29 protein-coding genes are annotated in these 25069 nt (G+C 72.9%); 17 read left to right on the top strand and 12 right to left on the bottom strand.

Annotated features, from left to right (window positions below):
- Positions 1-72 precede the first annotated feature (72 nt).
- On the bottom strand, positions 73-501 hold the full coding sequence (locus ACZ7L4_RS40170; RefSeq protein WP_450815061.1) for a type II toxin-antitoxin system Rv0910 family toxin: 429 nt from the start codon (positions 499-501) through the stop codon (positions 73-75).
- A 221-nt stretch (positions 502-722) separates the two neighbouring features.
- Between ACZ7L4_RS40170 and ACZ7L4_RS40165 the strand changes: the two genes are divergently transcribed.
- The 3 genes from ACZ7L4_RS40165 to ACZ7L4_RS40155 all read left to right on the top strand — a co-directional run bounded on the left by ACZ7L4_RS40165 (position 723) and on the right by ACZ7L4_RS40155 (position 3683).
- Complete coding sequence (locus tag ACZ7L4_RS40165) at positions 723-1268, top strand: peptidase (RefSeq protein ID WP_472110005.1); 546 nt, start codon at positions 723-725, stop codon at positions 1266-1268.
- Between the two features lie 139 nt (positions 1269-1407).
- Positions 1408-2409, top strand: coding sequence for an EamA family transporter (locus ACZ7L4_RS40160; RefSeq protein WP_472110031.1), 1002 nt, complete (start codon positions 1408-1410; stop codon positions 2407-2409).
- Between the two features lie 368 nt (positions 2410-2777).
- Positions 2778-3683, top strand: a complete 906-nt coding sequence (locus ACZ7L4_RS40155; protein WP_472110030.1) for a DMT family transporter — start codon at positions 2778-2780, stop codon at positions 3681-3683.
- A 25-nt stretch (positions 3684-3708) separates the two neighbouring features.
- Here the strand turns inward: ACZ7L4_RS40155 and ACZ7L4_RS40150 are convergent, their stop codons facing one another.
- Complete coding sequence (locus ACZ7L4_RS40150; protein WP_472110004.1) at positions 3709-4359, bottom strand: FMN-binding negative transcriptional regulator; 651 nt, start codon at positions 4357-4359, stop codon at positions 3709-3711.
- Complete coding sequence (locus ACZ7L4_RS40145) at positions 4359-5036, bottom strand: pyridoxamine 5'-phosphate oxidase family protein (RefSeq protein WP_472110003.1); 678 nt, start codon at positions 5034-5036, stop codon at positions 4359-4361. The genes ACZ7L4_RS40150 and ACZ7L4_RS40145 overlap by 1 nt, the downstream gene beginning before the upstream one ends.
- Before the next feature lie 37 nt (positions 5037-5073).
- Here ACZ7L4_RS40145 and ACZ7L4_RS40140 point away from each other — a divergent pair, with 37 nt between their 5' ends.
- The gene (locus tag ACZ7L4_RS40140) at positions 5074-6408 is read left to right on the top strand and encodes an aminotransferase class I/II-fold pyridoxal phosphate-dependent enzyme (protein WP_472110002.1); all 1335 of its coding nucleotides are present in this window, start codon (positions 5074-5076) and stop codon (positions 6406-6408) included.
- Positions 6409-6641: 233 nt separating this feature from the next.
- On the opposite strand, the gene ACZ7L4_RS40135 is transcribed toward ACZ7L4_RS40140, so the two are convergent.
- Complete coding sequence (locus ACZ7L4_RS40135; RefSeq protein ID WP_472110001.1) at positions 6642-7577, bottom strand: DMT family transporter; 936 nt, start codon at positions 7575-7577, stop codon at positions 6642-6644.
- 75 nt (positions 7578-7652) lie between these two features.
- Between ACZ7L4_RS40135 and ACZ7L4_RS40130 the strand changes: the two genes are divergently transcribed.
- Positions 7653-8570, top strand: a complete 918-nt coding sequence (locus ACZ7L4_RS40130) for a LysR family transcriptional regulator (RefSeq protein ID WP_472110000.1) — start codon at positions 7653-7655, stop codon at positions 8568-8570.
- 2 nt (positions 8571-8572) lie between these two features.
- On the opposite strand, the gene ACZ7L4_RS40125 is transcribed toward ACZ7L4_RS40130, so the two are convergent.
- A complete protein-coding gene (locus ACZ7L4_RS40125; RefSeq protein WP_472109999.1) occupies positions 8573-9052 on the bottom strand; it encodes a pyridoxamine 5'-phosphate oxidase family protein in 480 nt (159 codons plus the stop codon).
- Positions 9053-9199: 147 nt separating this feature from the next.
- On the opposite strand from ACZ7L4_RS40125, the gene ACZ7L4_RS40120 reads away from it, so the two are divergent.
- Positions 9200-9850: a cysteine hydrolase family protein gene (locus tag ACZ7L4_RS40120; RefSeq protein WP_472109998.1), complete on the top strand. Its 651-nt coding sequence runs from the start codon at positions 9200-9202 to the stop codon at positions 9848-9850.
- Positions 9851-9861: 11 nt separating this feature from the next.
- Here the strand turns inward: ACZ7L4_RS40120 and ACZ7L4_RS40115 are convergent, their stop codons facing one another.
- On the bottom strand, positions 9862-10320 hold the full coding sequence (locus tag ACZ7L4_RS40115; RefSeq protein WP_472109997.1) for a Rieske (2Fe-2S) protein: 459 nt from the start codon (positions 10318-10320) through the stop codon (positions 9862-9864).
- Positions 10321-10446: 126 nt separating this feature from the next.
- On the opposite strand from ACZ7L4_RS40115, the gene ACZ7L4_RS40110 reads away from it, so the two are divergent.
- From ACZ7L4_RS40110 to ACZ7L4_RS40080, 7 genes are all read left to right on the top strand, one after another.
- Positions 10447-11256 (top strand): HipA family kinase, encoded by an 810-nt coding sequence (locus ACZ7L4_RS40110; RefSeq protein ID WP_472109996.1) that lies wholly within the window; start codon positions 10447-10449, stop codon positions 11254-11256.
- The gene (locus ACZ7L4_RS40105) at positions 11253-11636 is read left to right on the top strand and encodes a DUF3037 domain-containing protein (RefSeq protein ID WP_472109995.1); all 384 of its coding nucleotides are present in this window, start codon (positions 11253-11255) and stop codon (positions 11634-11636) included. The genes ACZ7L4_RS40110 and ACZ7L4_RS40105 overlap by 4 nt, the downstream gene beginning before the upstream one ends.
- 167 nt (positions 11637-11803) lie before the next feature.
- Positions 11804-12565: a 3-oxoacyl-ACP reductase FabG gene (fabG, locus tag ACZ7L4_RS40100; RefSeq protein WP_399238289.1), complete on the top strand. Its 762-nt coding sequence runs from the start codon at positions 11804-11806 to the stop codon at positions 12563-12565.
- Positions 12566-12582: 17 nt separating this feature from the next.
- Positions 12583-13350, top strand: a complete 768-nt coding sequence (locus tag ACZ7L4_RS40095) for an SDR family oxidoreductase (protein ID WP_450815081.1) — start codon at positions 12583-12585, stop codon at positions 13348-13350.
- 211 nt (positions 13351-13561) lie between these two features.
- Positions 13562-15091, top strand: coding sequence for an ABC transporter substrate-binding protein (locus ACZ7L4_RS40090; RefSeq protein ID WP_472109994.1), 1530 nt, complete (start codon positions 13562-13564; stop codon positions 15089-15091).
- 103 nt (positions 15092-15194) lie between these two features.
- The gene (ung, locus tag ACZ7L4_RS40085) at positions 15195-15878 is read left to right on the top strand and encodes a uracil-DNA glycosylase (protein WP_472109993.1); all 684 of its coding nucleotides are present in this window, start codon (positions 15195-15197) and stop codon (positions 15876-15878) included.
- A gap of 117 nt (positions 15879-15995) precedes the next feature.
- The gene (locus tag ACZ7L4_RS40080) at positions 15996-16547 is read left to right on the top strand and encodes a hypothetical protein (RefSeq protein ID WP_472109992.1); all 552 of its coding nucleotides are present in this window, start codon (positions 15996-15998) and stop codon (positions 16545-16547) included.
- A gap of 27 nt (positions 16548-16574) precedes the next feature.
- Here ACZ7L4_RS40080 and ACZ7L4_RS40075 read toward each other — a convergent pair whose 3' ends face one another.
- Both ACZ7L4_RS40075 and ACZ7L4_RS40070 read right to left on the bottom strand, forming a co-directional pair.
- On the bottom strand, positions 16575-17057 hold the full coding sequence (locus ACZ7L4_RS40075) for a hypothetical protein (protein ID WP_472109991.1): 483 nt from the start codon (positions 17055-17057) through the stop codon (positions 16575-16577).
- Positions 17058-17191: 134 nt separating this feature from the next.
- Entirely contained in the window at positions 17192-17809 is a 618-nt protein-coding gene (locus ACZ7L4_RS40070) for a TetR/AcrR family transcriptional regulator (protein WP_472109990.1), read from the bottom strand.
- Positions 17810-17906: 97 nt separating this feature from the next.
- Between ACZ7L4_RS40070 and ACZ7L4_RS40065 the strand changes: the two genes are divergently transcribed.
- Complete coding sequence (locus tag ACZ7L4_RS40065) at positions 17907-19172, top strand: FAD-dependent monooxygenase (protein WP_472109989.1); 1266 nt, start codon at positions 17907-17909, stop codon at positions 19170-19172.
- Entirely contained in the window at positions 19169-20071 is a 903-nt protein-coding gene (locus tag ACZ7L4_RS40060; RefSeq protein ID WP_472109988.1) for a Gfo/Idh/MocA family protein, read from the top strand. Before ACZ7L4_RS40065 ends, ACZ7L4_RS40060 begins: the two co-directional genes overlap by 4 nt.
- Before the next feature lie 39 nt (positions 20072-20110).
- Here ACZ7L4_RS40060 and lnt read toward each other — a convergent pair whose 3' ends face one another.
- Both lnt and ACZ7L4_RS40050 read right to left on the bottom strand, forming a co-directional pair.
- Positions 20111-21688 carry an apolipoprotein N-acyltransferase gene (gene lnt / locus ACZ7L4_RS40055; RefSeq protein ID WP_472109987.1) on the bottom strand — a complete coding sequence of 526 codons (1578 nt, stop codon included), beginning with the start codon at positions 21686-21688 and terminating at the stop codon, positions 20111-20113.
- A gap of 99 nt (positions 21689-21787) precedes the next feature.
- The gene (locus tag ACZ7L4_RS40050; protein WP_472109986.1) at positions 21788-22264 is read right to left on the bottom strand and encodes a nuclear transport factor 2 family protein; all 477 of its coding nucleotides are present in this window, start codon (positions 22262-22264) and stop codon (positions 21788-21790) included.
- 100 nt (positions 22265-22364) lie between these two features.
- Between ACZ7L4_RS40050 and ACZ7L4_RS40045 the strand changes: the two genes are divergently transcribed.
- Positions 22365-23036, top strand: a complete 672-nt coding sequence (locus ACZ7L4_RS40045) for a maleylpyruvate isomerase N-terminal domain-containing protein (protein WP_472109985.1) — start codon at positions 22365-22367, stop codon at positions 23034-23036.
- Between the two features lie 60 nt (positions 23037-23096).
- Positions 23097-23837: an SDR family oxidoreductase gene (locus ACZ7L4_RS40040; protein WP_472109984.1), complete on the top strand. Its 741-nt coding sequence runs from the start codon at positions 23097-23099 to the stop codon at positions 23835-23837.
- A 27-nt stretch (positions 23838-23864) separates the two neighbouring features.
- On the opposite strand, the gene ACZ7L4_RS40035 is transcribed toward ACZ7L4_RS40040, so the two are convergent.
- Together ACZ7L4_RS40035 and ACZ7L4_RS40030 are read right to left on the bottom strand one after the other, a co-directional pair.
- Positions 23865-24038: a hypothetical protein gene (locus ACZ7L4_RS40035; RefSeq protein WP_472109983.1), complete on the bottom strand. Its 174-nt coding sequence runs from the start codon at positions 24036-24038 to the stop codon at positions 23865-23867.
- Positions 24039-24137: 99 nt separating this feature from the next.
- Positions 24138-24989, bottom strand: coding sequence for a helix-turn-helix transcriptional regulator (locus tag ACZ7L4_RS40030; RefSeq protein ID WP_472109982.1), 852 nt, complete (start codon positions 24987-24989; stop codon positions 24138-24140).
- Between the last annotated feature and the right edge of the window lie 80 nt (positions 24990-25069).

Raw genomic sequence — 25069 nt, 5'->3', positions numbered from 1 at the left:
GAAGAGGCGCCCCGTACGAAAGGTGCGGGGCGCCTCTTCGCGTACGTACGCAGTACGTACGAAGGTCAGGGCTCAGGTCACCAGCCCGTTCAGCTTGCGCAGCGACTCGTCGAGCGCGGCCGTCGCCGAGTCCTTGAGCTTGCCCGCCATCAGCGAGACCGCCGCCCCGGTGAACTCGCCCTTGATGCGGGCCGTGGTCGCGTCGCCCTCCGGTGCGAGCGAGTAGTGCATGAACAGGTTCACGCCCATGGGGCCCTTGCCCCTGATGGCGAAGGTGCGGGCGGTCTCGAGCTCCTCGATGGTCCAGGTGACCTCGGCCGGGAAGCCCATCAGCTTCATGTTCTCCTCGAACTGTCCGCCCACTTCCAGTGCGGCGGGCCCGCCCTTCGGGAAGTCGGTGTGGGTGGCGTTCCACTTCCCGTACGAGGAGAAGTCGGTGAGCTGCGCCCAGACCTTCTCCGCGGGCGCTTCCATGCGTGCTTCCGCGCTGACTTCGGCCATGTGGCCACCCCTTTGAGTCGAGAGCCATGACGGGCTTCGGTGTCGCGTCGTCGCGGAAAGTAGCCGTGTGGCCTCGAACATTCAATACTGATGACCCGTCAGTTCCTGGTCGGCGGATTCCGGTCCCCTCGGGGGCCGGTGGCGCGATCTCATCCGTAAGGAGGAGATGTTCTTGATCAGTGCCCAACTTGTGTCGGACATGAGAATGCTCCTCACCGTGGATGTTCCGAAGGGCCCCCGCTGATGGGGTGGGGAGTGTGCATAGCTCAACCCCGTCCGACGCCGACGCGCTCGGCCCCGCCGGCGACGAACCCGTAGACGCCCAGCTCAGCGACGAACTCGCGGCGGTGGTCGCGGGCGCTCGGCGGCGCGCGGTGCGGGACGGGGACCGGCAGATCGACACCGCGCACCTGCTGCACTCCCTCCTCGAGACGGACCCCGACGTGCGCTCCGCGTTCCCGGAAGGCGCGCAGGTGGCGCGGCTGCTCGGCTATCTCGTGCAGCGCAGCATCGGCTACGGGCTGCGCTGGCAGGGCTCGGTGGAGGACTCCGGGGCCGTGCCGCTCGTGCCCTCCGCCCCCGGCTGGTCGCCCGTCGCGGCCGCCGCGATGGAGGCGGGCGTGGAGCGGGCCGCGGCGCGCGGGGACGAGCGGGCGCGCGGCGTCGACGTGCTCGCCGCGCTCGCGGCGGACACGGAGTGCCGGGCGGTCGAGGTGCTCGGCCGGGCGGGCGTCGATGTGGAGCGGCTGCGGCAGCAGCTCAACTGACACCGCGTGAGGCGTACGGCGGCTCGACCGGTCTCCCGCGCGAGACGTCCGTGGGGGCCGGCGTCCATCCCGTGAGACAGGGGTCAACGGGGATGACGCTCCTGACGCGCCCTGCCATGATGTGCGCGTGCACGAGTCAATGGGGTCTTCGGGGAAGCAGGCAACCCGCGGGCGCGGCATGGGACTGGGCCTCGCCCTCCTCTCCGCGCTCGCGTTCGGCGGTTCCGGGGTGGCGGCCAAACCGCTCATCGAGGCGGGCCTCGACCCGCTCCACGTGGTGTGGCTGCGCGTCGCCGGCGGCGCCCTGGTCATGCTGCCGGTCGCCTGGCGGCACCGGGCGCTCGTGCTGCGCAGGCCCGCGCTGCTCGCCGGATTCGGACTGCTCGCCGTCGCTGGCGTCCAGGCCTGCTACTTCGCCGCGATCTCCCGCATCCCCGTCGGCGTTGCCCTGCTCATCGAGTACTTGGCGCCCGCGCTCGTCCTCGGCTGGGTCCGCTTCGTGCAGCGCAAGCCCGTGACGCGCGCGGCCGCGCTCGGCGTCGTGATCGCCGTGGCAGGACTCGCCTGTGTCGTCGAGGTCTGGTCGGGGCTCGGCTTCGACGCGCTCGGCCTGCTGCTCGCGCTCGGCGCGGCCTGCTGCCAGGTCGGCTACTTCGTGCTGTCCGACCACGGCGGCGACGCGGACGGGTCCGGGGCCGAGGTGCCCGACCCGTTCGGTGTGATCGCCTACGGGCTGCTCATCGGCGCCGCGCTGCTCACGGTCATCGCCCGCCCCTGGGGTATGGACTGGTCGGTGCTCGCGGGCAGCGCCTCCATGGACGGCACGTCCGTGCCCGCGTGGCTGCTGCTGTGCTGGATCGTGCTGCTCGCCACGGTCGTCGCGTACGTCACCGGTGTCGTGTCGGTGCGCCTCCTCTCGCCGCAGGTGGCCGGGGTCGTGGCCTGCCTGGAGGCGGTCGTCGCGACGGTCCTCGCCTGGGTGATGCTCGGGGAGCACCTGTCGGGCCCGCAGTTGTTCGGCGGGGCGATGGTCCTGGTCGGGGCGCTCATCGCGCAGTCGTCGAAGCCGGTGGCCGCGCCGCCGGAGCCGGCCGGGAGCGAACCGGAAAACGTGTTGTCGCGGTCCGGCGGAGGTGTCTAAGGTGCCGGGCATGCACGCACGCGCACTCGTCCTCCCGCCCCCGGCCGCCTGAGGGCTGCCCGGCCGTCGTGGCCGGGCCCGGTCCGCCGGGGATCTCGCCACTGTGGGACCGCCACCTGAAGGTGCCGGTCGACATCGTGCTGCCCGAGTGATCCCCGGGACCGTGCAGGGCCCTGCCGCGGGCGGCGCTTCCCGGAGGGACACGGCCGTCCGCTCACGACGGTCCGTGTTCCTGGCCTCCGCGCGTCCGCGGAGCGCCGCTCTCCGTGGAGTGTCACGTGTCGCATGCCGTAAAGGCGGGCGCAGCCGCGTCTGCCGCTTCTTCTTCTGGTTCCGTTTCCGGAGCTTCCTCCGGTGCCGTACGTCAACTGCCGGTCGCCCGCGGCCTGGTGTACCTGGTCGTCGCCGGGGCCTCCTGGGGCACCGCGGGGGCCGCCGCCTCGCTGGTGTTCCGGGGCAGCGACCTCGGGCCCGGCGCCCTGTCGTTCTGGCGCTGCGTCGGCGGGCTGTTGCTGCTGGTCCTCGCGCGCGTGCTGCGGCGCAGGCCCGCCCCGGTGTCGTACGAGACCCGGGGGCGCAGGGCCGTCCGGCTCGGCGTGCTCGGGGTGTCGCTCGCCGTGTTCCAGACCGCCTACTTCGCCGCAGTGCAGGCGACCGGTCTCGCCGTCGGCACCGTGGTCACGCTCGGCGCGGGGCCCGTGCTCATCGCGGTCGGCGCGCGCGTGCTGCTCGGGGAGCGGCTCGGCGCGGGCGGGCTGCTGTCCGTGGCCGGGGCGCTCGGCGGGCTCGCGGTCCTCGTCCTCGGCGGCGGCGACGCGGCGGTGCGCCCGCTCGGCGTGCTGTGGGCGCTGCTGTCGGCGGCCGGGTACGCCGTGATGACGCTGCTCACCCGGTGGTTCGGTCGGCACGGCGGGGGAGGGGACGGGCTCGGCACGACCGTGGGCACGTTCGCGGTCGCCTCGCTCGCGCTGCTGCCGCTCGGCGCGGTCGAGGGCCTGGTGCCGCACACCGGCCACCACCTCGCCGTGCTCGGCCTGTTGGCGTACATCGCCTCGGTGCCGACCGCGCTCGCGTACGCCCTGTACTTCGCGGGCGCGGCGGTCGTGCGCTCCGCCACGGTCTCCGTGATCATGCTCCTCGAGCCGGTGAGCGCCGCCGTCCTCGCGGTCACGCTGCTCGGCGAGGACCTCACGGCGGCGACCGTCGCGGGCACCGCCCTGATGCTGGCGGCGGTGACGGGCCTCGCCGTCGCGGAGGCCCGGTCGACCGCCTGAGCCGCTGGACCGGCTTCCCGGCCCGCTACGCGGGCTGGTGGCGCCGCCGTCGCTGCGTGGCGAGGGCGGCGGCGTCGCGCGGGTCCCCGCGCCCGGCGAGGCCCGCCGCGATCGCGTCCTGGACCTCCTCGGGCTTGTGCCCGGCGTACTTGAACTTGGCCCGTACGTCGGTCACCTCCAGCAGCAGGCCCCGGATGCCCGGCAGCATCCGGCCGTACGGGGCCTCGCCCGCGGCCACCGGAACCGAGACGCCGGGCGCCTGGAAGTGACCCACCTGCCGGTTCAGGAGCGCCGCCTTCTCCTCCGGATCGTCCACCACGCGCGCGGTGCAGCGCAGTTGGACGGCGGCGTAGAAGCTGGTCGGCGTGCCGTGCTCCGGCGGGACGTCGGGCGGCGCCTGCCAGGGGCCCGGCACGAACGCGTAGTCGTCGACGACGCTCAGCAGCACCTCCGGATTGGCGTCGAGCGCCGACCACAGGGGGTTGGGGCGGGCGAGGTGGGCGACCACCTCGCCGTACGCACCCGGGCCCTGTGGGTCGTACGCGAAGTGCATGGGCTGTACGAACGGGGGTTCGCCGTCGAGGCCGTTGACGGCGAGCTGGCCGAAGTCGTGGGCGGCGAGCCACTGCTGCCACTCGGCCCTGTCGCGCGCCGCGTCCCAGGGGTGGATCAGCATCACAGCCCCTTGAGGTACGGCGGTACGTCGATGCCGGCGGCGAGGTCGTCCGAGGGGAGCAGCTCGCCGTAGCCGCGCTGCACCGGGACGACGCCCGCCCAGTGCGGCAGGTCCATGTCCTCCGGCTCGTCGTTCGGGCCGCCCGCGCGGACCTTCGCCGAGACCTCGGAGAGGTCGATGCGCAGGACGGCGGTCGCGGCCAGCTCCTTGGCGTTCGCGGCGCGCGAGTCGGCGGCGCGGCCCGCCACCACGTGGTCGACGATCGCGTCCAGGGCGAGCCGCTTCTCCTCGGCGTCCGTGACCTGGTGCGCCGTGCCGTGCACCACCACGGAGCGGTAGTTGATGGAGTGGTGGAAGGCGGAGCGGGCGAGCACCAGGCCGTCCACGTGCGTCACGGTCACGCAGACCGGCAGGCCCGGGTCCTGCTGCCCCGCCATCCGCAGCGGGCGCGAACCGGTGGAGCCGTGCACGTAGAGCCGCTCGCCGACGCGGGCGTACAGCGTGGGCAGCACGACGGGGGCGCCGTCGCGGACGAAGCCGAGGTGGCAGAGGTAGGTCTCGTCGAGTATCGAGTGCACCAGGGCGTGGTCGTACGCCGCGCGCTCCTTGGCGCGGGTCGGGGTCGTGCGCTCCGTGGGCGCGTAGGAGGCGGCCGGCTGTTCCTGGGTGACGCTCATGTTGCGAACTCCATTGCACTAGTACATAATGCTGTTTGTGCTAGGAGAGTATCGGATCAGTGGGAGTCGCGCAGCAGAGATCTGCGCCAGCGTCGAGCGCGGGGTGATCGCCGGGGACCTGGAGCCGGGTCAAGTGCTGCCTCCCATGCGGGAGTTGGCGGATCAACTCGGAGTGAATCCGAATACGGTCGCGGCCGCGTACCGGTCGCTGCGCGAGCGCGGGGTCATCGAGACGGCCGGGCGGCGCGGCAGCCGGGTGCGCCCCAAGCCGGCCATCACCGCGCGCGAGGCGATCCGCGTGGACGTGCCGGAGGGCGTGCGGAACGTGTCGGACGGCAACCCCGACACCGCGCTGCTGCCCTCACTGGTCGAGGCGTTCACGGCGGCCGCGGGCGTCGCCGACGAGGAGCCGGTGCTGTACGGGGACGACTCGCTGGAGCCGGCTCTTGTGCGCCGGGCGCGGGCCGACCTCGACGCGGACGGGGTGCCGGCCGGGCCGGTCGCCGTGACGTCCGGTTCGCTCGACGCCATCGAGCGGGTGCTCGCCGTGCACCTCAAGCAGGGGGACGCGGTCGCCGTGGAGGACCCGGGGTGGGGCAGCATGCTCGACCTCGTGCCCGCGCTCGGGCTGCGGACGGTGCCGGTCGGGGTGGACGACGAGGGGCCGCTGCCGGACGACGTGGAGCGGGCGCTGGACGCGGGGGCCCGGGCGATCGTGGTGACGGACCGGGCGCAGAATCCGACCGGGGCCGCGGTGGGTTCACGCCGGGCGAAGGCGCTGCGCGCGATCCTGGGCGCGCACCCGGAGGTGCTGCTCATCGAGGACGACCACGGTCACGGGATCGTCGACCTGCCGCTGCACCCGCTCGCGGGGGCCACGCGGCAGTGGGCGTTCGTACGTTCCGTGGCCAAGGCCTACGGGCCCGATCTGCGGCTCGCCGTGCTCACGGGGGACGCCGGGACGGTGGACCGGGTGCGGGGGCGGCAGCGGCTCGGTCCCGGCTGGGTCAGCCGCATCACGCAGCGGGCGGTGGTCGGGCTGTGGGAGGCGGGGGCGGTGGACGCGGCGGCGGTCGCGGCCTCGTACGGGGAGCGGCGTGACGCGTTGATCGCGGCGCTGGCCGAGCGGGGGGTGGTGGCGCACGGGCGCAGCGGGATGAACGTGTGGGTGCCGGTGCCGGAGGAGACCGGGGTGGTGGCGCGGTTGCTGCATGCCGGGTGGGCGGTCGCGCCGGGGGCGAGGTTCCGGATGGAGGCGGGGCCGGGGGTGCGGATCACGGTGTCCCGGTTGGGGGTGGGGGAGATGGGGGCGGTGGCGGACGCGGTCGCTGCGGCGGTGGGGGCGCCGGGGCCGCGGAGGCATTACGCGTGAGGTGGGGTGCGGTGGGCCGTGGGGGCGGTGCCGTGGCGGGGCCCTGAGGTTCCGGTGCGCGGCACCGGGGTGCCGCCTTGCCCACCCTGCCGCCCAAGGCGGCAGATTGCCCAAGGCGGCGGGTGGGATTGTCCGAGGCGGCAGATTGCCCAGGCGGCGGGTGGGATTGCCCAGGCGGCGGGTGGGATTGGCCAAGGTGGCGACTTCCCACGGCGGGGCGGGCCCCGCAGGGCTCAGCCCCGGCGGCGGGACTGCGTCAGCGCCGCTCCCGCCAGGACGATCGCCGCGCCGATCGGGGTCGACCAGGAGAGGGATTCGCCGAGGACCGCGACGCCCGCCGCCGTGGCGATGACCGGGACGAAGTACGTGACCATCTGCGCGGTCGTCGGGCCGACCTCGGCCACCAGGCCGTACTGGATGAGGAACGCGACGCCCGTGCCGAGCGCGCCCAGCGCCGCGATCGCGAGCAGCGGGACCGCCGCGAAGTGCGTCGGCCAGGAGGTGAACAGCGGGGTGACGAGGGCGAGTTGGAGCGTGGCGAGCAGCAGCTGCGCCCCGATCATCGACACGTTCGACTCGCCCGTGTCCGCCAGTGTGCGGCGGACGTAGATCCAGCCGACGGGGTAGGAGAGCGAGGCCAGCAGGGCCATCGCCGTGCCCCCCACGTCCAGGCCGTAGAAGCCCTGCCACACGCCGAGGACGGTCAGGACGCCGAGGAAGCCGATGCCGAGGCCCGCGACCCGGCGCCGCGTGGGCCGGTCCTCGGAGAGCGCGACCAGCGAGAGCGCCATGCCCCACAGCGGAGACGTCGCGTTGCAGATCCCGGCGAGCGTCGACGGGATGGACTCCTCGGCGAACGCGAAGAGCGAGAACGGCAGCGCGTTCAGGAAGAACGCCGCGACCGCCAGGTGCCCCCAGGTGCGGGCCCCGCGCGGCAGCCGCTGCCGCTTCACGAGCATGGCCACGACCACGACCGCCGCGCCGAACAGCAGCCGCCCGAGCGTGACCTGGAACGGGGCGAAGCCCTCCGTGCCCACCTTGATGAGCAGGAAGCTGAAGCCCCAGATGAGGGCCAGGATGCCGAAGCGGATGCGCCAGTCGAGGGCGCGGCGCGCAGGGGCGACGGTGGGCGGGGTCGCGGTGGCGCGGGAAGCGGTCGTCGTGCTCATGGGGTCCAGATTGGCTCCCCACATCTTCGTAGCACAAGCGAGATTGTTTTCCTGGTACCCATTAGCATCGCTTACATGTTGAACCTGGAGCGCCTGCGGGTCCTGGACGCCCTGGCCCGGCACGGATCGGTGAGCGGCGCGGCCGAGGGGCTGCACGTCACCACGTCGGCCGTCTCGCAGCAGATGGCCAAGCTGGAGCGCGAGGCGGGGCAGCAGCTGCTCGCCAAGCGAGGGCGCGGTGTGCGGCTCACGGACGCGGGCCGGCTGCTCGCGGAGCACGCGGCACGCATCCTGTCGCAGGTCGAGCTGGCGCAGTCCGACCTGGAGGCACAGCGCGGGCAGGTCGTGGGGGAGCTGCGGCTGTCCGCGTTCCCGACGGCCGCGCGCGGGCTCTTCCCCGGCGCGCTCGCCGCGCTGCGCGCCGAACACCCGCAGCTGCGCGTGCGGTCCCAGGAGCTGGAGCCCGAGGCCGCGGTGGCCGAGGTGATCCGCGGGGATCTCGACCTCGCCGTCGTCCTCGACTGGTACAACAAGCCGATGCCCATGCCGGACGGCCTGGTCAAGGCGAGCATCCTCGACGATCCGGCCGATGTCGCCATGCCGGCCGACCATCCGCTGGCGGGGCGCGAGGAGGTCGGTCTCGAGGACTTCGCGGACGACGAGTGGATCACTTGGGGGCAGGGCGAGTTCTGCCACGAGTGGCTGATGTTCACGCTGCGCGCCAAGGGCGTCGAGCCGCAGGTCGGCCATCGCGCCGCCGAGACGCACACCCAACTGGGCCTGGTCGCGGCCGGGTTGGGTGTCTGCGTCGCGCCGCTGCTCGGCCGGGACCCGATGCCCGAGGGTGTCGTGACGGTGCCGGTCCGGCAGAAGGTGCGGCGCCATGTGTACGTCGTGTGGCGCGCGGACGCGGACCGGCGGCCCTCGATCCGCGCGGCGGTGCGGGCGCTGCAGAAGGTGGGGGCGGATCTCGGGCAGCTCGCCGAGGGGTGAGGTCAGCGCCGGCCCGGATCGGCCAGCTTCCGGAAGTCCCACGACGCGATCTTGTCCGGAGTGAGTCGCGCCCACGCGTGCCGGCCGTCGTAGACCATCTCGGTCATCCCGAAGTTCTTGTGCGCGAACAGCCGCTCCGGCGCGTCGAGTTCGGGGCAGGGCTCGCCGGTGCGCGGGGTCTCGCCGACAAACTCGATGCGCCCGGACAGCTCGACGCCGCGCAGCTCCCCGTACTCCTCGCCCGCGTCGACCACCACCGCCACCCGGCCGTCGGCCCGCAGATCGGCCCAGCGGCGGCTGCGGGACAGCGAGTAGAGCCACAGCGACGTGCCGTCCCAGGCGAACCAGAGCGGGCTGACGTGCGGCGTGCCATCGGCGGCCACCGTGGCGACACGGCAGGTGCGCTGCTCGGCGAGGAACGCGTCGCGCTCCTCGGGCGACATCATGATCTTCCGGCCGCGGCGCTGAGTGGCGGTGGTCATCAAGGCTCCCTTGTCCGGCATCCGAGGTGCACCCCGGCGCGTCTGACGTGGTATCAGGAACGCAGCATGCGGCCTCTTCCCTGTACACGCAATGGTGGCTACCCTCCAGCAGCCCGGAGAAGCGGTCAGGAGCCAGGGGGTGCGTTCATGCCGTCGCACGAGAAGCAGGAGAAGCGCGGGAAACTGGCCGAGCTGCTCGCCCCTGCGAGCACGGTCCTGCTGACCGTCGAGTGCCAGCAGGGCGTCGTAGGACCCGACAGCGCGCTGCCCGAACTCGCCGAGGAGGCGCGGACCTCCGGCGCCCTCGACAGTGTGGCGCGGCTCGTGGCCGCCGCCCACGAGGGCGGGGTCCAGGTCCTGCACGCCGTCGCGGAGCGGCGCCCGGACGGCCGCGGGGCCAGCCGCAACGCCCGCCTCTTCCGCGCCACCGAGCGCCTTCCCGTGAAGCAGCTCTCCGGGACCGACGCGGTCCGCGTCGCCCCGCCCGTCGAGGTCGCGGACGAGGACCTCGTCGTCCGCCGCCTGCACGGGCTCTCCCCGATCGCAGGCACCGACGTGGATCCGCTGCTGCGCAATCTCGGCTGCCGCACCCTCGTCGTCACGGGGGTCTCCGCCAACATCGCGATCCCGAACGCCGTGTTCGACGCGGTGAACCTCGGTTACACGGTGGTCGTGCCCCGGGACGCCGTCGCGGGGGTGCCCGCCGACTACACCCCCGCGATGATCGACAACACGCTCGCCCTGGTCGCCACCGTGACGACGACGCAGGACGTGCTCGACGCGTGGAAGCGCCCTTAAGTCCGCACCGGCTACGCCAACTCGATCGAGTCGCCGCTGACCTTGAGCTGACGCTCCTCCAGGGCCTGCGTGGCCGGCGGGTGCGCCACGCTGCCGTCCTTGATGGAGAACTTGCTGCCGTGGCACGGGCAGTCGATGGTGCCGTCGGCCACCTTGTTCACCTTGCATCCCTGGTGCGTGCAGATGTTGGTGAAGGCCTTGAACTCACCGGACTTGGGCTGCGTGACCACCACCCCCGCGTCCGCGAAGATCTTTCCACCGCCCTCCGGGATGTCCGAGGTCTTGGCGAGTGCCTCGCCTTTCTTCTCGCCGCCGCCCGAGGACGCGTTGCCCGCGGGCTGCGACGTGCCGTCGTCCGAGCTGCCGCACGCGCTCAGCGCCGCGGCGATCCCGGCGGCGCCGACCGCCGTGACGACCGTGCGGCGCGACGGGACGTGGCTCGTGGGTGCGGGCTCCTGCGAAGCGGTCATGGGGTGAAGGTCCCTTCATGGGTGGGTCGGGTCGAGGGGACGTGCTGGATCCCGTGGGGGTTTTCCTGAGGTACGTACGGTGATCCCTGGACGTTCAACGCCATCCTGATCTCATAACCTGGGCGCATGCTCACCGAAGTCACCGCGACCCGCTATGTCACCCCATTGAGGGAAGGTGGATCGCTCCCCGGTCTCGTCGAGGGTGATGACCTCGCCACCTACGTCATGAAGTTCACCGGCGCGGGGCAGGGCCGCAAGACGCTCGTCGCCGAAGTGATCTGCGGCCGGCTGGCCCGCGCGCTCGGCTTCCGCGTGCCGGAGCTCGTCGCCATCGACCTGGACCCGGTGATCGGCCTCGGCGAGCCCGACCAGGAGGTGCAGGAGCTGCTCAAGGGGAGCGGCGGCACCAACCTCGGCATGCGGTTCCTGCCGCGCGCGCTCGGCTTTGACCCGCTCGCGTACGTCGTCGATCCGGTGGAGGCGGGCCGGATCGTCTGGTTCGACGCGCTGATCAACAACGTCGACCGGTCCTGGCGCAACCCGAACATGCTGGTCCAGGGCGGCGAGCTGTGGCTCATCGACCACGGCGCCAGCATGATCTGGCACCACAACTGGCGCGGTGCGCACGCATGGGCGGACAAGCCGTACGACGCGAGCGATCACGCCCTCGCCCGCTTCGGGCCGGAGGTCTCCGCCGCCGCGGCCGAGCTCGCGCCGCGCGTCACCGAGGAGCTGATCGCCGGGGCCGCCGCCGACGTGCCCGACGTGTGGCTGGCGGACGAACCCGGATTCGACACACCGGACGCGGTGCGGCGCGCCTATGTGGAGACGCTACGCGCGCGTGCCGCCACGATCCACGAACGCGTGACGCTGCCCGCCGGTGGCGCACGGCCCGCCGAAACGCCCGGCTGGGTGACCGAGGGAGCGGCCCGATGAACGAGCGCCATGTCTTCGAGTACGCCCTGCTGCGCGTCGTGCCGAGCATCGAACGCGGGGAGCAGATCAACGCCGGTGTCGTCGTGTACTGCCGCGCCAAGTCCTTCGTCACGGCCCTCACCCACCTCGATGAGAAGCGGCTGCTCGCCCTCGACCCGGAGGCGGACGTGACCGGCGTGCGCGCCGTGCTGCACGCCGTCGAGCGGCACTGCCGCGGGGGCGACGACGCGGGGCAGGCCGCCGAGGACGACGCCGGGCGGCGCTACCGCTGGCTCGTCGCACCGCGCTCGACCGTCGTGCAGCCGGGACCCGTGCACACCGGCCTGACCGCCGACCCGGCCGCGGAGGCGGAGCGCCTGCTCGACCTGCTGGTGCGCTGAACGCCCAGGTCACGGCCGTAGGGAGGGCCCTAGTGATCAGTGGCACCTGGTCGGCACGTTGACACCGGGTGCCAGGGCTTCTAGCGTCACACGCACAGGGTACTAAGCGGTTGCTCACCCGCACCGGGCGGAGCGGCCGCACCTCTAGGGCGAGGAGACCGAAGAGCATGTCCACCACTGAGCAGCGCGTAGCGATCGTCACGGGAGCCGCGCGCGGCATCGGCGCCGCCACCGCGATCCGACTGGCCGAAGAGGGCCGCGCCGTCGCCGTGATCGACCTCGACGAGGCCGCCTGCAAGGACACCGTCGAGGCGATCACCGCCGCCGGTGGCAAGGCGCTTGCCGTCGGCTGCGACGTCTCCGACGAGGCGCAGGTCGAGGCCGCGGTCGCGCGCATCGCCGAGGAGCTCGGCGCCCCCACGATCCTCGTGAACAACGCGGGCGTGCTCCGCGACAACCTGCTGTTCAAGATGAGCGCCACCGACTGGGACACGGTCATGAACGTGCACCTGCGCGGCGCCTTCCTGATGACGAAGTACGTCCAGAAGCACATGGTGGACGCGAAGTTCGGCCGCGTCGTGAACCTGTCCTCGTCCTCGGCGCTCGGCAACCGCGGCCAGGTCAACTACTCGGCCGCCAAGGCCGGTCTGCAGGGCTTCACGAAGACCCTCGCCAAGGAGCTCGGCAAGTTCGGCGTCACCGCCAACTCCGTCGCCCCGGGCTTCATCGTCACCGAGATGACCAAGGCCACCGCCGAGCGCGTCGGCATGGGCTTCGAGGACTTCCAGGCCGCCGCCGCCACCCAGATCCCGGTGCAGCGCGTGGGCCGCCCGGAGGACATCGCCAACGCCATCGCCTTCTTCACCGGTGAGGCGGCCGGCTTCGTCTCGGGCCAGGTCATGTACGTGGCCGGCGGCCCGCTCAACTGAGGCCGGGGGCAACCGACATGACCACTTCTGAACTCCCGGAGCTCTCCGGCAACGTCGCGCTCGTCACGGGCGCGAGCCGCGGCATCGGCTACGGCGTCGCCGAGGCCCTCGTCGCGCGCGGCGACCGCGTCTGCATCACCGGACGCGGCGAGGACGCCCTCAAGGAGGCCGTCGAGCAGCTCGGCTCCGACCGCGTGATCTACGTGGCGGGCAAGGCGCACGACGAGGCCCACCAGGCCGCCGCCGTCGAGCGCACCATGGAGGCGTTCGGCCGCGTCGACTTCCTCGTCAACAACGCCGGTACGAACCCGGTGTTCGGCCCGATCGCCGACCTCGACCTGAACGTGGCGCGCAAGGTCTTCGAGACCAACGTCGTCTCCGCGCTCGGCTTCGCGCAGCAGACGTGGAAGGCGTGGCAGAGGGAGAACGGCGGCGCGATCGTCAACATCGCGTCCGTGGCGGGCGTCTCCGCCTCGCCGTTCATCGGCGCGTACGGGGTCAGCAAGGCCGCCATGGTCAACCTGACGCTCCAGCTCGCGCACGAGTTCGCGCCGCAGGTGCGGGTCAACTCGATCGCCCCGGCGGTCGTGAAGACCAAGTTCGCCGAGGCCCTCTACGAGGGGCGCGAGGCCGAGGTCGCGGCCACGTACCCGATGGGCCGGCTCGGTGTGCCGGAGGACATCGGGGGCGCCGCCGCGTTCCTCACCTCCGGGCAGTCCGCCTGGATCACCGGTCAGAACCTCGTCGTGGACGGCGGCAAGTTCCTCAACGCCGGCGTCGAATAGGTCCCCGGGTCCTGTCGGTCCCGAGGGCAGATTCCGGACGTTGCCCGACAACGTCCGACAAACGTTCTCGCTCGTGAAGTGCCCCGCCGTTTCAACCAGTTGAACCGGCGGGGCGCTGCGATATTGTCTGCCGACCTGGCATGGCCGATCGAGGAGCGAGCGCGTGTTCAACCGGTTCCCTGCCCCTCGCGCGTGGGCGGCATTGGCGTCGATGACCCTGCTCACAGGGTGCGGCCTGATGAACTCGGGCGAGAGTTCCGACGAGCGGCCCATCGCCGTGGGCACCACCAGCGTGCCGAGCACGCTGGACCCCGCGATGTCCTGGGACGGCTCGTGGGAGCTGTTCCGCAACGTCTACCAGACGCTGGTGTCGCTGCCCTCGGGTGCCGCCGAACCGCAGGCGGACGCGGCCGAGTGCCGGTTCGAGGACTCCGCCAACCGCGTCTACCACTGCGAACTCCAGGAGGACATGAAGTTCTCCAACGGGGACGCGCTCGACGCGAAGGCCGTGAAGTACTCCATCGACCGGGTCCGGAAGATCGGTGGGGGCGGCGGGCCCGCGGGACTGCTGGGCAGCCTCGACCGCGTGGAGACGCAGGGTGAGCGAGGCGTAACGTTCCGCCTCACCAAGCCGGACGCCACCTTCCCGTTCGTGCTCTCCACCCCCGCCATGTCGATCGTCGACCCCTCCTCGTATCCGGCGACGTCCGCGCGCACGGACGGCAAGGTGACCGGTTCGGGTCCTTACGTCCTCAAGTCGTACGCCGACGGCAGCAAGGCCGAACTCGTCCGCAACGACAACTACCAGGGCTTCGCGAACCGCAAGAACGACGCGGTGACGATCCGCTACTTCAAGACATCGGCCGCCATGGTCGGCGCCCTGAAGGCGAAGACGATCGACGCGACGTTCCGCGGTCTCGCGGCCGACGACATCGTGAAGCTCCAGGACAAGCAGGGCACCGACGGGCTGCAGCTCGTCGAGGGCGCGGGCATGGAGATCAGCTATGTGGTCTTCAACCCCAAGGACCCCTGGGCGGGCAAGAGCGCGGTGCGCCGGGCGGTCGCCCAGCTCGTCGACCGCGGGGCCATCGCGGACAAGGTGTACGCCAACACCGTCGAACCGCTGTACTCGATGGTCCCGAGGGGACTCGCGGGCCACACCACCGACTACTTCGACGAGTTCGGCGACCCGAGCCCCGCGAAGGCGGCCCGGATCCTCTCCAAGGCGGGCATCACCGCCCCCGTGCCGCTCACGCTCTGGTACGCCTCCGACCGGTACGGCTCGGCCACCGCGCCCGAGTTCGCCGAGATCAAGCGGCAGTTGGAGGCGTCGAAGCTCTTCAAGGTGACGCTCAAGAGCCGGCCCTGGAAGTCGTTCGAACAGGGCTACAAGAAGGGCGAGTACCCGGCGTTCGGGCGCGGCTGGTTCCCCGACTTCCCCGACGCGGACAACTTCATCGCGCCCTTCGTGGGCGAGAAGAACGCCCTGAGCACGCCGTACGTCTCGCCCGAGATCACCGACAAGCTGCTGCCGCTGTCCCGCAAGCAGAGCGACCGGGGCGTCGTGGCGCGGCAGTTCGAGCAGGCCCAGCACATCATGGTGCGGGACGCGCGGCTGCTGCCGCTGTGGCAGGGCAAGCAGTTCATCGCGGCGAGCGAGGAGATCTCGGGCGGCGAGCGGGCCCTCGACCCGTCGACGATCATGATGATGTGGGAGCTGCACCGCAAGACGAGCTGGTGAACCGGCCTTCTTGATCCCTCCCGGGTGCGGGCGTCGATTGTCAGTGGGCGCCGGTAGGTTTCTGGGTGTTGAAGCACTTGCCCGTACCCCGGAGGTTGTTGACGTGACCGACACCGCGATGCTGCCCGAGTCCTGGCGCGGCGTCCTCGGCGACGAACTGCAGAAGCCCTACTTCAAGGAGCTCACCGAGTTCGTCGAGGAGGAGCGCGCGAAGGGCCCCGTCTACCCGCCGCGCGAGCAGGTCTTCGCCGCGCTCGACGCGACGCCCTACGACAAGGTCAAGGTGCTCGTCCTCGGCCAGGACCCGTACCACGGCGAGGGGCAGGGGCACGGCCTGTGCTTCTCGGTGCGGCCCGGCGTGAAGACGCCGCCCTCGCTGCGCAACATCTACAAGGAGATGCAGGCCGAGCTCGGCACCCCGATCCCGGACAACGGGTACCTGATGCCGTGGGCCGAGCAGGGCGTACTGCTGCTCAACGCGGTGCTGACGGTCCGGGCCGGCGAGGCCAACTCGCACAAGGGCAAGGGCTGGGAGAAGTTCACGGACGCGGTGATCCGCGCCGTCGTCGAGCGGCCCGACCCGGCGGTCTTCGTGCTGTGGGGGAACTACGCGCAGAAGAAGCTGCCGCTCATCGACACCGAGCGGCACGCGGTGGTGAAGGGCGCGCACCCCTCACCGCTGTCGGCGCGCAAGTTCTTCGGCTCGCAGCCGTTCACACAGATCAACGAGGCGATCGCCGCCCAGGGGCACTCGCCGATCGACTGGACCGTCCCGGACCTGGGCTGAGCCCGGGCCCGGCTCGCGGGGAGCCGCGCCTGAGCTGGATTGTCAGTGCCGCCGGTTAGCGTCGTCGGATCGGACATCGTGGTCGGGCGCGCCGGGCGGCCGAGCTTGGAGGAGACAGTGGCACAGCAGCGTGAACAGGCGGCGGACGACGCCATGATGAGCCGCATCGGACAGGCGGTCATGCTGCACCACGGCGGTGACCGCGAGGAGGCGCAGGGGCGCTTCCTCGGCCTGTGGGCGGAGATCGGGGAGGACGGGGACCCGCTGCACCGCTGTACGCTCGCGCACTACATGGCCGACACGCAGGACGACCCGTCGGACGAGCTGGCCTGGGACCTGCGCGCACTGTCCGCCGCCGACTCCCTCACCCAGGAGCGGCTCGCCGAGCACGAGTCGTCCCTGGCGCTGCAGGCGTTCTATCCGTCGCTCCATCTCAACCTGGCGGCGGACTACGTGAAGTTGGACCGCCCCGGGGCGGCCCGCAGCCATCTGACGCGGGCCCGCGCGGCGGCGGGCGCCCTGGGGGACGACGGGTACGGGGACGGGGTGCGCGCCGCCCTCACCCGGCTGGAGGAGCGGGTGGCCACGATGGGAGCGGGACCGGCGGAGCCGGGAGAGGGGCGGGGGCCGGGCGGGGAGCCGCTGGGGCCGCCGCGGACGGGTTCTTAGAGGGCTCGCGGCGGCCGGTGCGTGCGGTCAACCTCCGTACGTGTCCCGGCAGATGGCCGACTGGGGGCTGTCGGGGTCCCAGCCGCCGTAGCGGCGGCCGAGGGCGCAGACGTCGGTGCGGCCGGGGGCCTTCGGGGGCTTCGCCGCCTTGTGGTGCTCGGGGGCGGTACGGGGTTCGGGGACGGTGGTCCGGCGCGGGGCCGGGGCGATCTTCGGGGGCGGGGGAGCGGGGTCGGCGGCGCGCTGTGGCTGTTCGGCGTGGTGCGTCGCCGGAGTGCGGTGCGGGTTCGGGGCGGTCGGCTTCATCCGCTCCAGGGCCTCGCGCGCGGGCGCCCGGACGACGGGGCCGTCGGCGTGTCCCTCGGGGCGGGGTGCTGGGGCGGAGGCCGTGGGGGAGGGCGCTTTCGGGGTGGCCGGCGGGCGCACGTTGACGCAGCCGGAGGCGGTGGCCGCGATGGCGGCGGCCGCCGCGGTCAGCAGGATGGTGGCTGAGCTGGGCGTTCTGGGCACGGGGTCACTGTGTGGGACGGCGGGGGTGCGGTGGGGGGTGATCGGGGGGTGGTTGCCCCGCACGGGTGACAGGTGCTCCGCAGGTGGCGGGAGTGGTGGTTGACGTCGCGGGGCTCTGCCCCGGGCCCCGCTGCTCAATCGCCGCAGGGGCTTGATGTGTCGAGGGGGCTTGTCGCGGCCAGCATTCCGTGCAGCAACTCCCCGTAGCCCTCGCGGAGTTCCGTCAGCGTCGGGGGCTTCGCGTGGAACGAGCCCGCCACGCACGAGAACATGATGCCCTCCGTCCATGCCACCAGTGACAGCGTGTGGCGCTCCGGGGCCCGTGAGCCCGCCGCTCGGAGCAGTGTGGTGAGTGGTTCGCGGAACTGGCGGCCGGTTTCGTCGAAGAACGCGCGCAGTTCGGGTCGGCGGGTCGCCTCCAGGGCCAATTCGTAACGGCAGACGAGCAGTTGGGGGTGCCGGTCGAGGTAGCGGTGCAGGGCGAGTGCCATGCCGTCGACCAGGGACGCGAGGCCGCCCGCGGGGTCCGGCAGCTCGTCGACCGAGAGCACCTGGCCCTCGCGCACCGCGAGCCGCCGCACCGCCGCCTCCAGCAGGGCGAGCCGGGTGCGCGCGTGGTTCGACGTCGAGCCCTGCGGCAGCCCCGCGACCTCGTCGACCGCGCGGTGGGTCAGCCCGCGCATGCCGCGTTCGGCGAGCAGTGCCAGGGCGGCGTCGGCGATCGTGTCGGGGCGGTTAACGGGGCGGTTCATGGGGGCAATCTATCGCGATCACTACAGCTGTAGTACGGTCGAGGCATGGGCCACTACAGGTGTAGTGACTATTTCGGTGCTCCATTGGGGAGGCGTCATGTCCCGACAGTCCCGTGCCGTCGTCGTCGGAGGCGGGATCGGTGGGCTCACCGCCGCGCTCGCGCTGCACCTGCGCGGCTGGCAGGTCACCGTTCTGGAACGGGCGAGCGGGCTGAAGCCCGTGGGGGCGGGGATCTCGCTCGCGCCCAACTCCCAGCGCGCCCTCGACGTCGTGGGGCTCGGCGGCGAGATCCGGGCCCTGGAGGCGTGGGAGGGCGAGGGCGGGCTGCTCACGCCGAAGGGGCGCTGGGTCTCGCGGGTCGACCCGAAGCTCGCGGCCGAGCGGTTCGGCGGCTCCATCGTGCTGCTGCACCGCGCGACCCTCATCGACAAGCTCGCGGGCCGGCTGCCCGCCGACGCCGTGCGCACCGCGTCCGAGGCGCGGCTCGCCGACCCCGGAGAACCGGACGACCCGGCACGCCCCGCGCGCGTCACCACCCCCGAGGGGGACCTGGAGGCGGAGCTCGTCGTCGGCGCCGACGGCATCCACTCCGCCGTGCGCGGCGCGCTCTTCCCCGACCACCCCGGCACCGAGTACACCGGCTTCACCACCTGGCGCGTCCTCGTGCCGCCGCTCGGGCGCCCCTTCACGCAGGCCGAGACCTGGGGCCCCGGCCGCATCTGGGGCACCCACCCCTTCGCCGACGGCACGATCTACGCCTACGGAGCGGCCATGGCCCCGGCCGGACAGCGGGCGCCCGGCGGCGACGAGAAGGCGGAACTCCTGCGCCTGTACGGCAGTTGGCACGACCCGATCCCCGCGATCCTCGACGCGGTCGAGCCCGGCCAGGTGCTGCGCCACGACGTGCACCAGCTCGCGGAGCCGCTGCCCGCCTTCCACCGCGGCCGCGTCGCCCTGCTCGGCGACGCCGCGCACGCCATGGCGCCGACCCTCGGCCAGGGCGGCAACCAGGCCATCGAGGACGCGGTCGTCCTCGCCCACCACGCAGCGCCCGACGCCCCGCTCGACCTGCCCGGCTACACGGCCGCACGACTTCCCCGTACGACGACGATCGCGCGCAAGGCGATGACCGTCAGCCGCGTCAACCTCACCGCGAACCGGCCCCTGATCGCCCTGCGCAACACCGCGATCCGCGCCGTCGGCGTGCTCGGCCCGGCCTTCCTGCTGCGCGGCATGGACGGCATCGCCGACTGGCGCCCGCCCCAGCGCGAGCCCTACGAGGCCCCGTATGCTGCCCGGACGCAGCAGCGGGCCGGCACGGACCGCTCATCGCAGGAGCAGGACAGGAGCACAAGGACGTGAAAGTCGGCGTCATCGGACTCGGCGACATCGCCAAGAAGGCGTACCTGCCGGTGCTCGGCGCGCAGCCCGCGCTCGAACTGCACCTGCAGACGCGCACGCCCGCGACCCTGACCGAGGTCGCGGACCAGCTCCGGGTGCCCGCGCCGCAGCGCCACGCCGACCTCGGCGATCTGCTCGCGCAGGGGCTCGACGCGGCCTTCGTGCACGCGCCGACCGCCGCGCACCCGGAGATCGTGACGCGGCTGATCGAGGCGGGCGTCCCGACGTACGTCGACAAGCCGCTCGCCTACGAACTCGCCGAGTCCGAGCGGCTCGTGCGGCTCGCGGAGGAGCGCGGCGTGAGCCTCGCCGTCGGCTTCAACCGCCGTTACGCGCCCGGGTACGCGCAGTGCGTCGAGCACCCGCGCGAGCTGATCCTGATGCAGAAGAACCGCGTCGGGCTCCCCGAGGAGCCGCGCGCGATGGTCCTCGACGACTTCATCCACGTCGTCGACACGCTGCGCTTCCTCGCGCCGGGCCCCGTCGAGGACGTGACCGTGCGCGCCCGCGTCGAGGGCGGTCTGCTCGAGCACGTGGTGCTGCAGCTCGCGGGAGACGGCTTCACCGCGCTCGGCGTCATGAACCGGCTGAGCGGCTCCACCGAGGAGATCCTCGAGGTGTCGGGGCAGGACTCCAAGCGGCAGGTGCTGAACCTGTCCGATGTGGTCGACCACAAGGGGCAGCCCACGGTTCGCCGTCGCGGGGACTGGGTGCCGGTCGCTCGCCAGCGGGGCATCGAGCAGGCGGTGCTCGCGTTCCTCGATGCGGTGCGGGGCGGCAAGGTGTTGAACGCGCGGGACGCGCTTGCCACGCACGAGTTGTGTGAGCAGGTCGTGCGTGAGGTGTCGCGGCGGGTGTGACCCGGCGGATGTCGAATTGCCGCTCGGCCTGCGACGGCGTTACGGACTCGGGGCTCCGCCCCGGACCCCGCTGCTCAAACGCCGCAGGGGCTTGAAGGACAACCGCCGCGCGGCTTCGACGGCCGCCAGCACCACGAGAACCGTCACCGCCCCGTGCACCGGCCAGTCGCCGAACCGGACGTACAGCGTCGTGCCCTGCGCGGTCGGCATGTCGTAGACGCGGGCCGCGCTCGCCGACGTGCCGAGCCAGGCGCCGGCGCGCGCCCCGTCCGGACCGTACACCGCCGAGACCCCGGTCAGCGTCGCGTGCACCATCGGGCGGCCCGTCTCCGCGGCCCGCACCGCGGCCAGCGAGGCGTGCTGCTCGGGCGCCCAACTCTGCTGGAACGTCGACGTGGAGGACTGCGCGAGCAGCACCTGCGCCCCGTCCTGGGTGAGCTTGCGCGTCATGTCGGGGAAAGCCGACTCGAAGCAGACCAGCGGCCCGACGCGCAGTGTCCGCTCGCCGTGGCGCACGTCCATCACGACCTGCCGCGTGCCGCGCATCCGGTCCTCGCCCGCCGCCTTGCCGACCGAGGTCGCCCAGCCGAGGAGCGAGCGCGCGGGCACGTACTCGCCGAAGGGGACGAGCCGCATCTTGTCGTAGTGGTCGCCGGTGAGGCCGTTCGCGCCGACCAGTACGGAACTCTTGTATATGCCCTGGCCGGAGCCGTCAGCCGCGCGGCGTCGCGCGTCGACGTTGACGAGGATCTCCGCGTCCACCTCGCGGGAGAGCGCCGCGAGGCGGCGGGCCAGGTCGGGGCGGCGCGGCAGGTCGTAGCCGACACTGCTCTCGCCCCAGACCACGAGGTCCACGTCCCGGCCCGCCAGTTGCCTGGTCAGGGCCACCTCCCGGTCGAAGCGGGCCTTGATGCTGCCGATGCCGTCGACCACACCCGGCTGCACCACCGCGATCCGCGCCCGCCCGTCCGTCTCGGGCTTCGGCGCCCACGCCCACACGGCCCCGGAGACCGTGACCGTCGCGACCAGGCCCGCCACCGCCGGAGCGCGGGCGCCGCGCGCGACGACGAGGAGCGTCACCCCGGTGTTCACGGCCACCACGAGCAGGCTCACCAGCCAGACGGCGCCCACCGACGCGAGCCGCAGCGCGGGCGTCACCTGCCACTGACTGGAGCCGAGCAGCCCCCACGGGCCGCCCAACCCCTGCCAGGAACGGACCAGTTCGACCATCAGCCAGCACGAGGGGACGGCGAGGAGCGCGGTCGCCGCCTGCCCGGGCGTCGGTCGGCCGTGCAGGAGGCGGCGCAGCAGCCAGCCCCACGGCGCCCACAGCGCGCCGAGCAGCGCCGCGAGGACCAGCGTGAACACGTGCAGGCTCGGCAGCAGCCAGTGGTGCACCGCGAGCATGAACCCGAGCCCGCCGAGCCAGCCGTCGAGCGCCGCCCGGCGCGGTGTCCCGGCCGCGCGCGCGAGCAGCATCCACGGCACGAGCGCGACGTACGCGAACCACCACAGGGCGGGGGCCGGGAACGCCAGTGCGGGCAGCGCGCCCGCGCAGAGCGCCGCGGCGCCGCGCCACCACGGTGACGTGTCGAGCCGCTGCCGCCACCGCTCCATGCGCCGCGCCTCCCGACTCGTACTCGTACGACCACCGCCCAGCGCTCTCCAGTGTGCGCGCCGCCGACGATCAACGACAGTGGGCGACGGGGGAGCGGATCAGCTTCCCGCCACGACCTGCTGGGGGACGCGGCGCCACTTCTCGTAGACCGTCACGCGGCGCAGCCGCCAGCCGGCGGGCGTCCGTACGAGGTCGAAGGCGTACCGGCCGCCGCAGATGAAGTCGGGTGCCGTCGAGTCGCCGTCGCCCGCGAAGCGCATCGGGTTGAAGTAGTCGGCGCGGACGCGGCCCGTGTCGCCGATGTCGCGGTCCACGGTGTCGAAGCGGACCCGGCGGTTCACGATCAGGTGCTGGCGCATCGGGAACAGTTCCATCGTCTTGGACAGCCACTGCGCGATCTCCTCGGCGCTGCCCTCGACGCCTCCCGCCTCCCGGTAGTCGGCGCGGCCCTCGGGTTCGAACAGGGCGCGGTACGCCGCCCAGTCGCCGTCGTCCACGGCGGCGGCGTAGTCGGTCACCAACTCGTCGACGGCGAGGCGGTCGAGGACGGTCGCGAGTTCCACACGCTGCGTCATCGGCTCAGTCTCGGGCCCCGCGCGCACGGAGCCAAGAGGCGTGCGCCGCCGCGTCGAAAACTCCTGGGGAGCGCGCGGCGTGCGCTGTTACGGTCGCGCCATGTCAGCTGATCCGAACACGCAACTCCCGGCCGCGGCACCAGGACCCGTCACGGCGGACGACGTCGCGCGGGCCGTCGAGCTCGCGGTCGCCGCGCTGCGGACCGCACCCACCGACGCCGACTGGAACGCCCCGGCGGGCTCGCTGGAGTGGACGTGCTGGGAGACCGGCGAACACCTCGCCGACGACCTCTTCTTCTACGCCGCGCAGATCGGCTCGCTGCGTCCCCTGGCCGACGACTACGTGCGCTGGGGCTACAGCCGGCGCCGCCCCGACGGACCCGCCAACACGATCACCGTCGAGCCCGACGCGGGCCCGGCCGCCATGCTCGGGGCCCTGGAGGCGGGCGGCGGCATCCTCGCCGCCGTCGTGCGCACGACCCCGCCGAGCGCCCGCGGGCACCACGTCTTCGGCGCCTCCGACCCCGAGGGCTTCGCCGCGATGGGCGTCGTCGAGACGCTGGTGCACGCGCACGACCTCGCGCTCGGGCTCGGCATCGGGTTCGAGGCACCGGCCGACCTGTGCGCACGTACGCTGCACCGCCTCTTCCCCGACGTCCCCGAGGACACCGAGCCCTGGGCGACGCTGCTGTGGGCCACGGGCCGGGGCGAACTGGAGGGCAGGGAGAGGCGCGGAAAGTGGCGCTGGTACGGTGCGCCCGGCGCGACATGATCTTCGTCCGCGTGGCCACATCCCGGTCCACGGGGACGTACTTCTGACCAGGAGGCACCCTTGAACCGCCCCATCACGCTCGTCACCGGCGGCAGCCGGGGCATCGGTGCCGCCACGTCCGTGCGTCTCGCGCGCGAAGGGCACGATGTCGCGCTGTCCTTCGTGAGCGACAAGGACGCCGCCGAGCGCACCGCCGGGGCCGTGCGCGCCGAGGGCGCCCGGTGCGTCGTCGTGCGGGCCGACACCTCCCAAGAGGCCGATGTGGAGCGCCTCTTCGACGAGGCGGGCGACCGGCTCGGTCCGCTCACGGGCCTGGTGAACAACGCGGGCGTCACCGCTCCGGTCGGCCCGTTCGCCGAGGCGCGCACCGAGGACTTCCGCCGCGTTCTCGACGTCAACGTCCTCGGGGTCCTGCTGTGCTGCCGCCGCGCCGCGCGCGACATGACGGCGGCGGGCGCGGGCGCCATCGTGAACGTGTCCTCCGGGGCCGCCACCCTCGGCAGCCCCGGCCAGTACGTGCACTACGCCGCGTCCAAGGCGGCCGTGGACACGATCACGCTGGGGCTCGCCAAGGAACTCGGCCCGGCGGGCGTGCGGGTCAACGGCGTCGCACCCGGCATCGTCGACACCGAGATCCACGCCACGAGCGGCACGCCCGATATCGCGTGGGAGGCGGCGCCGGGCATTCCGCTGCGGCGCCCGGGAGCGGCCGACGAGATCGCGGCGGCGATCGCCTGGCTGCTGTCACCGGACGCGTCGTACGCGACAGGGACCGTGCTGAGGGTGGCCGGTGGACGCTGAACGGACCGGGGCGGGCGGAGAGGCGGTTCAGGCCGCCTTCACGATCTCCGCGCGCACCGCGGCCGCCCACTCCGTGACCAGCAGCGCGTACTCGGCGCGCTGCTCGCCGGTGAGCCGGCCTCCCGTGCGCAGCCACAATCCGCGGATCTGCTCGTTGACCTCCGCGGCAGACCGCACAGGACCAGAAGTGACGGGCGGCATGTGCCAAGGCTACGTGCCGGGCACCCGGTTGGGAACCCTGAGCGAGCGGTACTGAGCATCAAGTGACCGATGCTGTAAAGGAGTTGACGCAGGGCCTGGTCAGGCGCCGACCATCGTCGGCAGCACCGCCGTCGTCAGCAGCGCCAGGCGGTCCGCGTCCGGGGTGCCCGGTTCGGCCGTGTAGAGCATGACCCGCAGATCGGCGCCCGCCACCGTGAGGATGTCGCAGTCCAGCGTCAGCGGGCCGACCTCGGGGTGGTCCACCGTCTTGCGCGCGGCGGCGTGCCGGCCGACCGCGCCCGAGTCCCACAGCTCGGCGAAGCGCGGGCTGCGCGTGCGCAGCTCGTCGACGAGCGTGTGCAGGCGCGGGTCCAGCGGATAGCGGCTCGCGGTCGTGCGCAGGTCCGAAACCAGGGCCGTCTCCATGGCCTGCCGCTCGTCCGGGGTCTGGCGGACCCGGCTCGTCGGCCCGAGGAACGTCCACCACACGCCGTTGCGCCCGTGGCCGCCCCACTCGGGGCGTTCCCCGAGCAGCGCCGTGTACAGCGGGTTCGCAAGCAGCAGCGTCCACGCCGCGTCGAACACGGCGGCCGGTGTCCCGGACAGCCGGTCGAGCAACCGGCGCACGCTCGGCGTGAGCCTGGCCGGCACCGTCTCGAGCCCCGGCGGCGCGAGGCCCGCGAGCCGGAAGAGGTGCTCGCGCTCGGTGTCGGTGAGCCGCAGCGCTCGGGCCAGCGCCTCCACGACCTGGTCGGAGGGGTGGGTGGCGCGGCCCTGTTCCAGCCGGGTGACGTAGTCCGCCGAGATCCCCGCGAGCAGCGCCAGCTCCTCGCGGCGCAGCCCCGCGGCCCGCCGCGGCCCCACGGACGCGATCCCCGCGGCCTGCGGGGAGACCCGGTCCCGCCAGCGCCGCACCGTGTCCCCGAAGTCGCCGAGCTCCGCATGTGCCATGCCACCACTGTGCCCCGTCCGGCCGGGATCTTCCTGGTATCGCCGGTCCCAGGAAGACGGGACTGCTGGTCGCGGGCCCG

The sequence above is a fragment of the Streptomyces sp. NPDC107575 genome (assembly GCF_055657265.1).
Note: the sequence above shows the minus strand (reverse complement) of the source record. Positions and strands in the feature narration are given on the sequence as shown.

What these genes read in the sequence shown, in the direction of transcription:
- ACZ7L4_RS40170 (WP_450815061.1), bottom strand. Translation starts at nt 501, where the DNA reads ATGGCCGAAGTCAGCGCGGAAGCACGCATGGAAGCGCCCGCGGAGAAG.
- ACZ7L4_RS40165 (WP_472110005.1), top strand. Translation starts at nt 723, where the DNA reads ATGTTCCGAAGGGCCCCCGCTGATGGGGTGGGGAGTGTGCATAGCTCA.
- ACZ7L4_RS40160 (WP_472110031.1), top strand. Translation starts at nt 1,408, where the DNA reads ATGGGGTCTTCGGGGAAGCAGGCAACCCGCGGGCGCGGCATGGGACTG.
- ACZ7L4_RS40150 (WP_472110004.1), bottom strand. Translation starts at nt 4,359, where the DNA reads ATGCTGATCCACCCCTGGGACGCGGCGCGCGACAGGGCCGAGTGGCAG.
- ACZ7L4_RS40145 (WP_472110003.1), bottom strand. Translation starts at nt 5,036, where the DNA reads ATGAGCGTCACCCAGGAACAGCCGGCCGCCTCCTACGCGCCCACGGAG.
- ACZ7L4_RS40135 (WP_472110001.1), bottom strand. Translation starts at nt 7,577, where the DNA reads ATGAGCACGACGACCGCTTCCCGCGCCACCGCGACCCCGCCCACCGTC.
- ACZ7L4_RS40130 (WP_472110000.1), top strand. Translation starts at nt 7,653, where the DNA reads ATGTTGAACCTGGAGCGCCTGCGGGTCCTGGACGCCCTGGCCCGGCAC.
- ACZ7L4_RS40125 (WP_472109999.1), bottom strand. Translation starts at nt 9,052, where the DNA reads ATGACCACCGCCACTCAGCGCCGCGGCCGGAAGATCATGATGTCGCCC.
- ACZ7L4_RS40120 (WP_472109998.1), top strand. Translation starts at nt 9,200, where the DNA reads ATGCCGTCGCACGAGAAGCAGGAGAAGCGCGGGAAACTGGCCGAGCTG.
- ACZ7L4_RS40115 (WP_472109997.1), bottom strand. Translation starts at nt 10,320, where the DNA reads ATGACCGCTTCGCAGGAGCCCGCACCCACGAGCCACGTCCCGTCGCGC.
- ACZ7L4_RS40110 (WP_472109996.1), top strand. Translation starts at nt 10,447, where the DNA reads ATGCTCACCGAAGTCACCGCGACCCGCTATGTCACCCCATTGAGGGAA.
- ACZ7L4_RS40105 (WP_472109995.1), top strand. Translation starts at nt 11,253, where the DNA reads ATGAACGAGCGCCATGTCTTCGAGTACGCCCTGCTGCGCGTCGTGCCG.
- fabG (WP_399238289.1), top strand. Translation starts at nt 11,804, where the DNA reads ATGTCCACCACTGAGCAGCGCGTAGCGATCGTCACGGGAGCCGCGCGC.
- ACZ7L4_RS40095 (WP_450815081.1), top strand. Translation starts at nt 12,583, where the DNA reads ATGACCACTTCTGAACTCCCGGAGCTCTCCGGCAACGTCGCGCTCGTC.
- ACZ7L4_RS40090 (WP_472109994.1), top strand. Translation starts at nt 13,562, where the DNA reads ATGACCCTGCTCACAGGGTGCGGCCTGATGAACTCGGGCGAGAGTTCC.
- ACZ7L4_RS40070 (WP_472109990.1), bottom strand. Translation starts at nt 17,809, where the DNA reads ATGAACCGCCCCGTTAACCGCCCCGACACGATCGCCGACGCCGCCCTG.
- ACZ7L4_RS40065 (WP_472109989.1), top strand. Translation starts at nt 17,907, where the DNA reads ATGTCCCGACAGTCCCGTGCCGTCGTCGTCGGAGGCGGGATCGGTGGG.
- lnt (WP_472109987.1), bottom strand. Translation starts at nt 21,688, where the DNA reads ATGGAGCGGTGGCGGCAGCGGCTCGACACGTCACCGTGGTGGCGCGGC.
- ACZ7L4_RS40050 (WP_472109986.1), bottom strand. Translation starts at nt 22,264, where the DNA reads ATGACGCAGCGTGTGGAACTCGCGACCGTCCTCGACCGCCTCGCCGTC.
- ACZ7L4_RS40045 (WP_472109985.1), top strand. Translation starts at nt 22,365, where the DNA reads ATGTCAGCTGATCCGAACACGCAACTCCCGGCCGCGGCACCAGGACCC.
- ACZ7L4_RS40035 (WP_472109983.1), bottom strand. Translation starts at nt 24,038, where the DNA reads ATGCCGCCCGTCACTTCTGGTCCTGTGCGGTCTGCCGCGGAGGTCAAC.
- ACZ7L4_RS40030 (WP_472109982.1), bottom strand. Translation starts at nt 24,989, where the DNA reads ATGGCACATGCGGAGCTCGGCGACTTCGGGGACACGGTGCGGCGCTGG.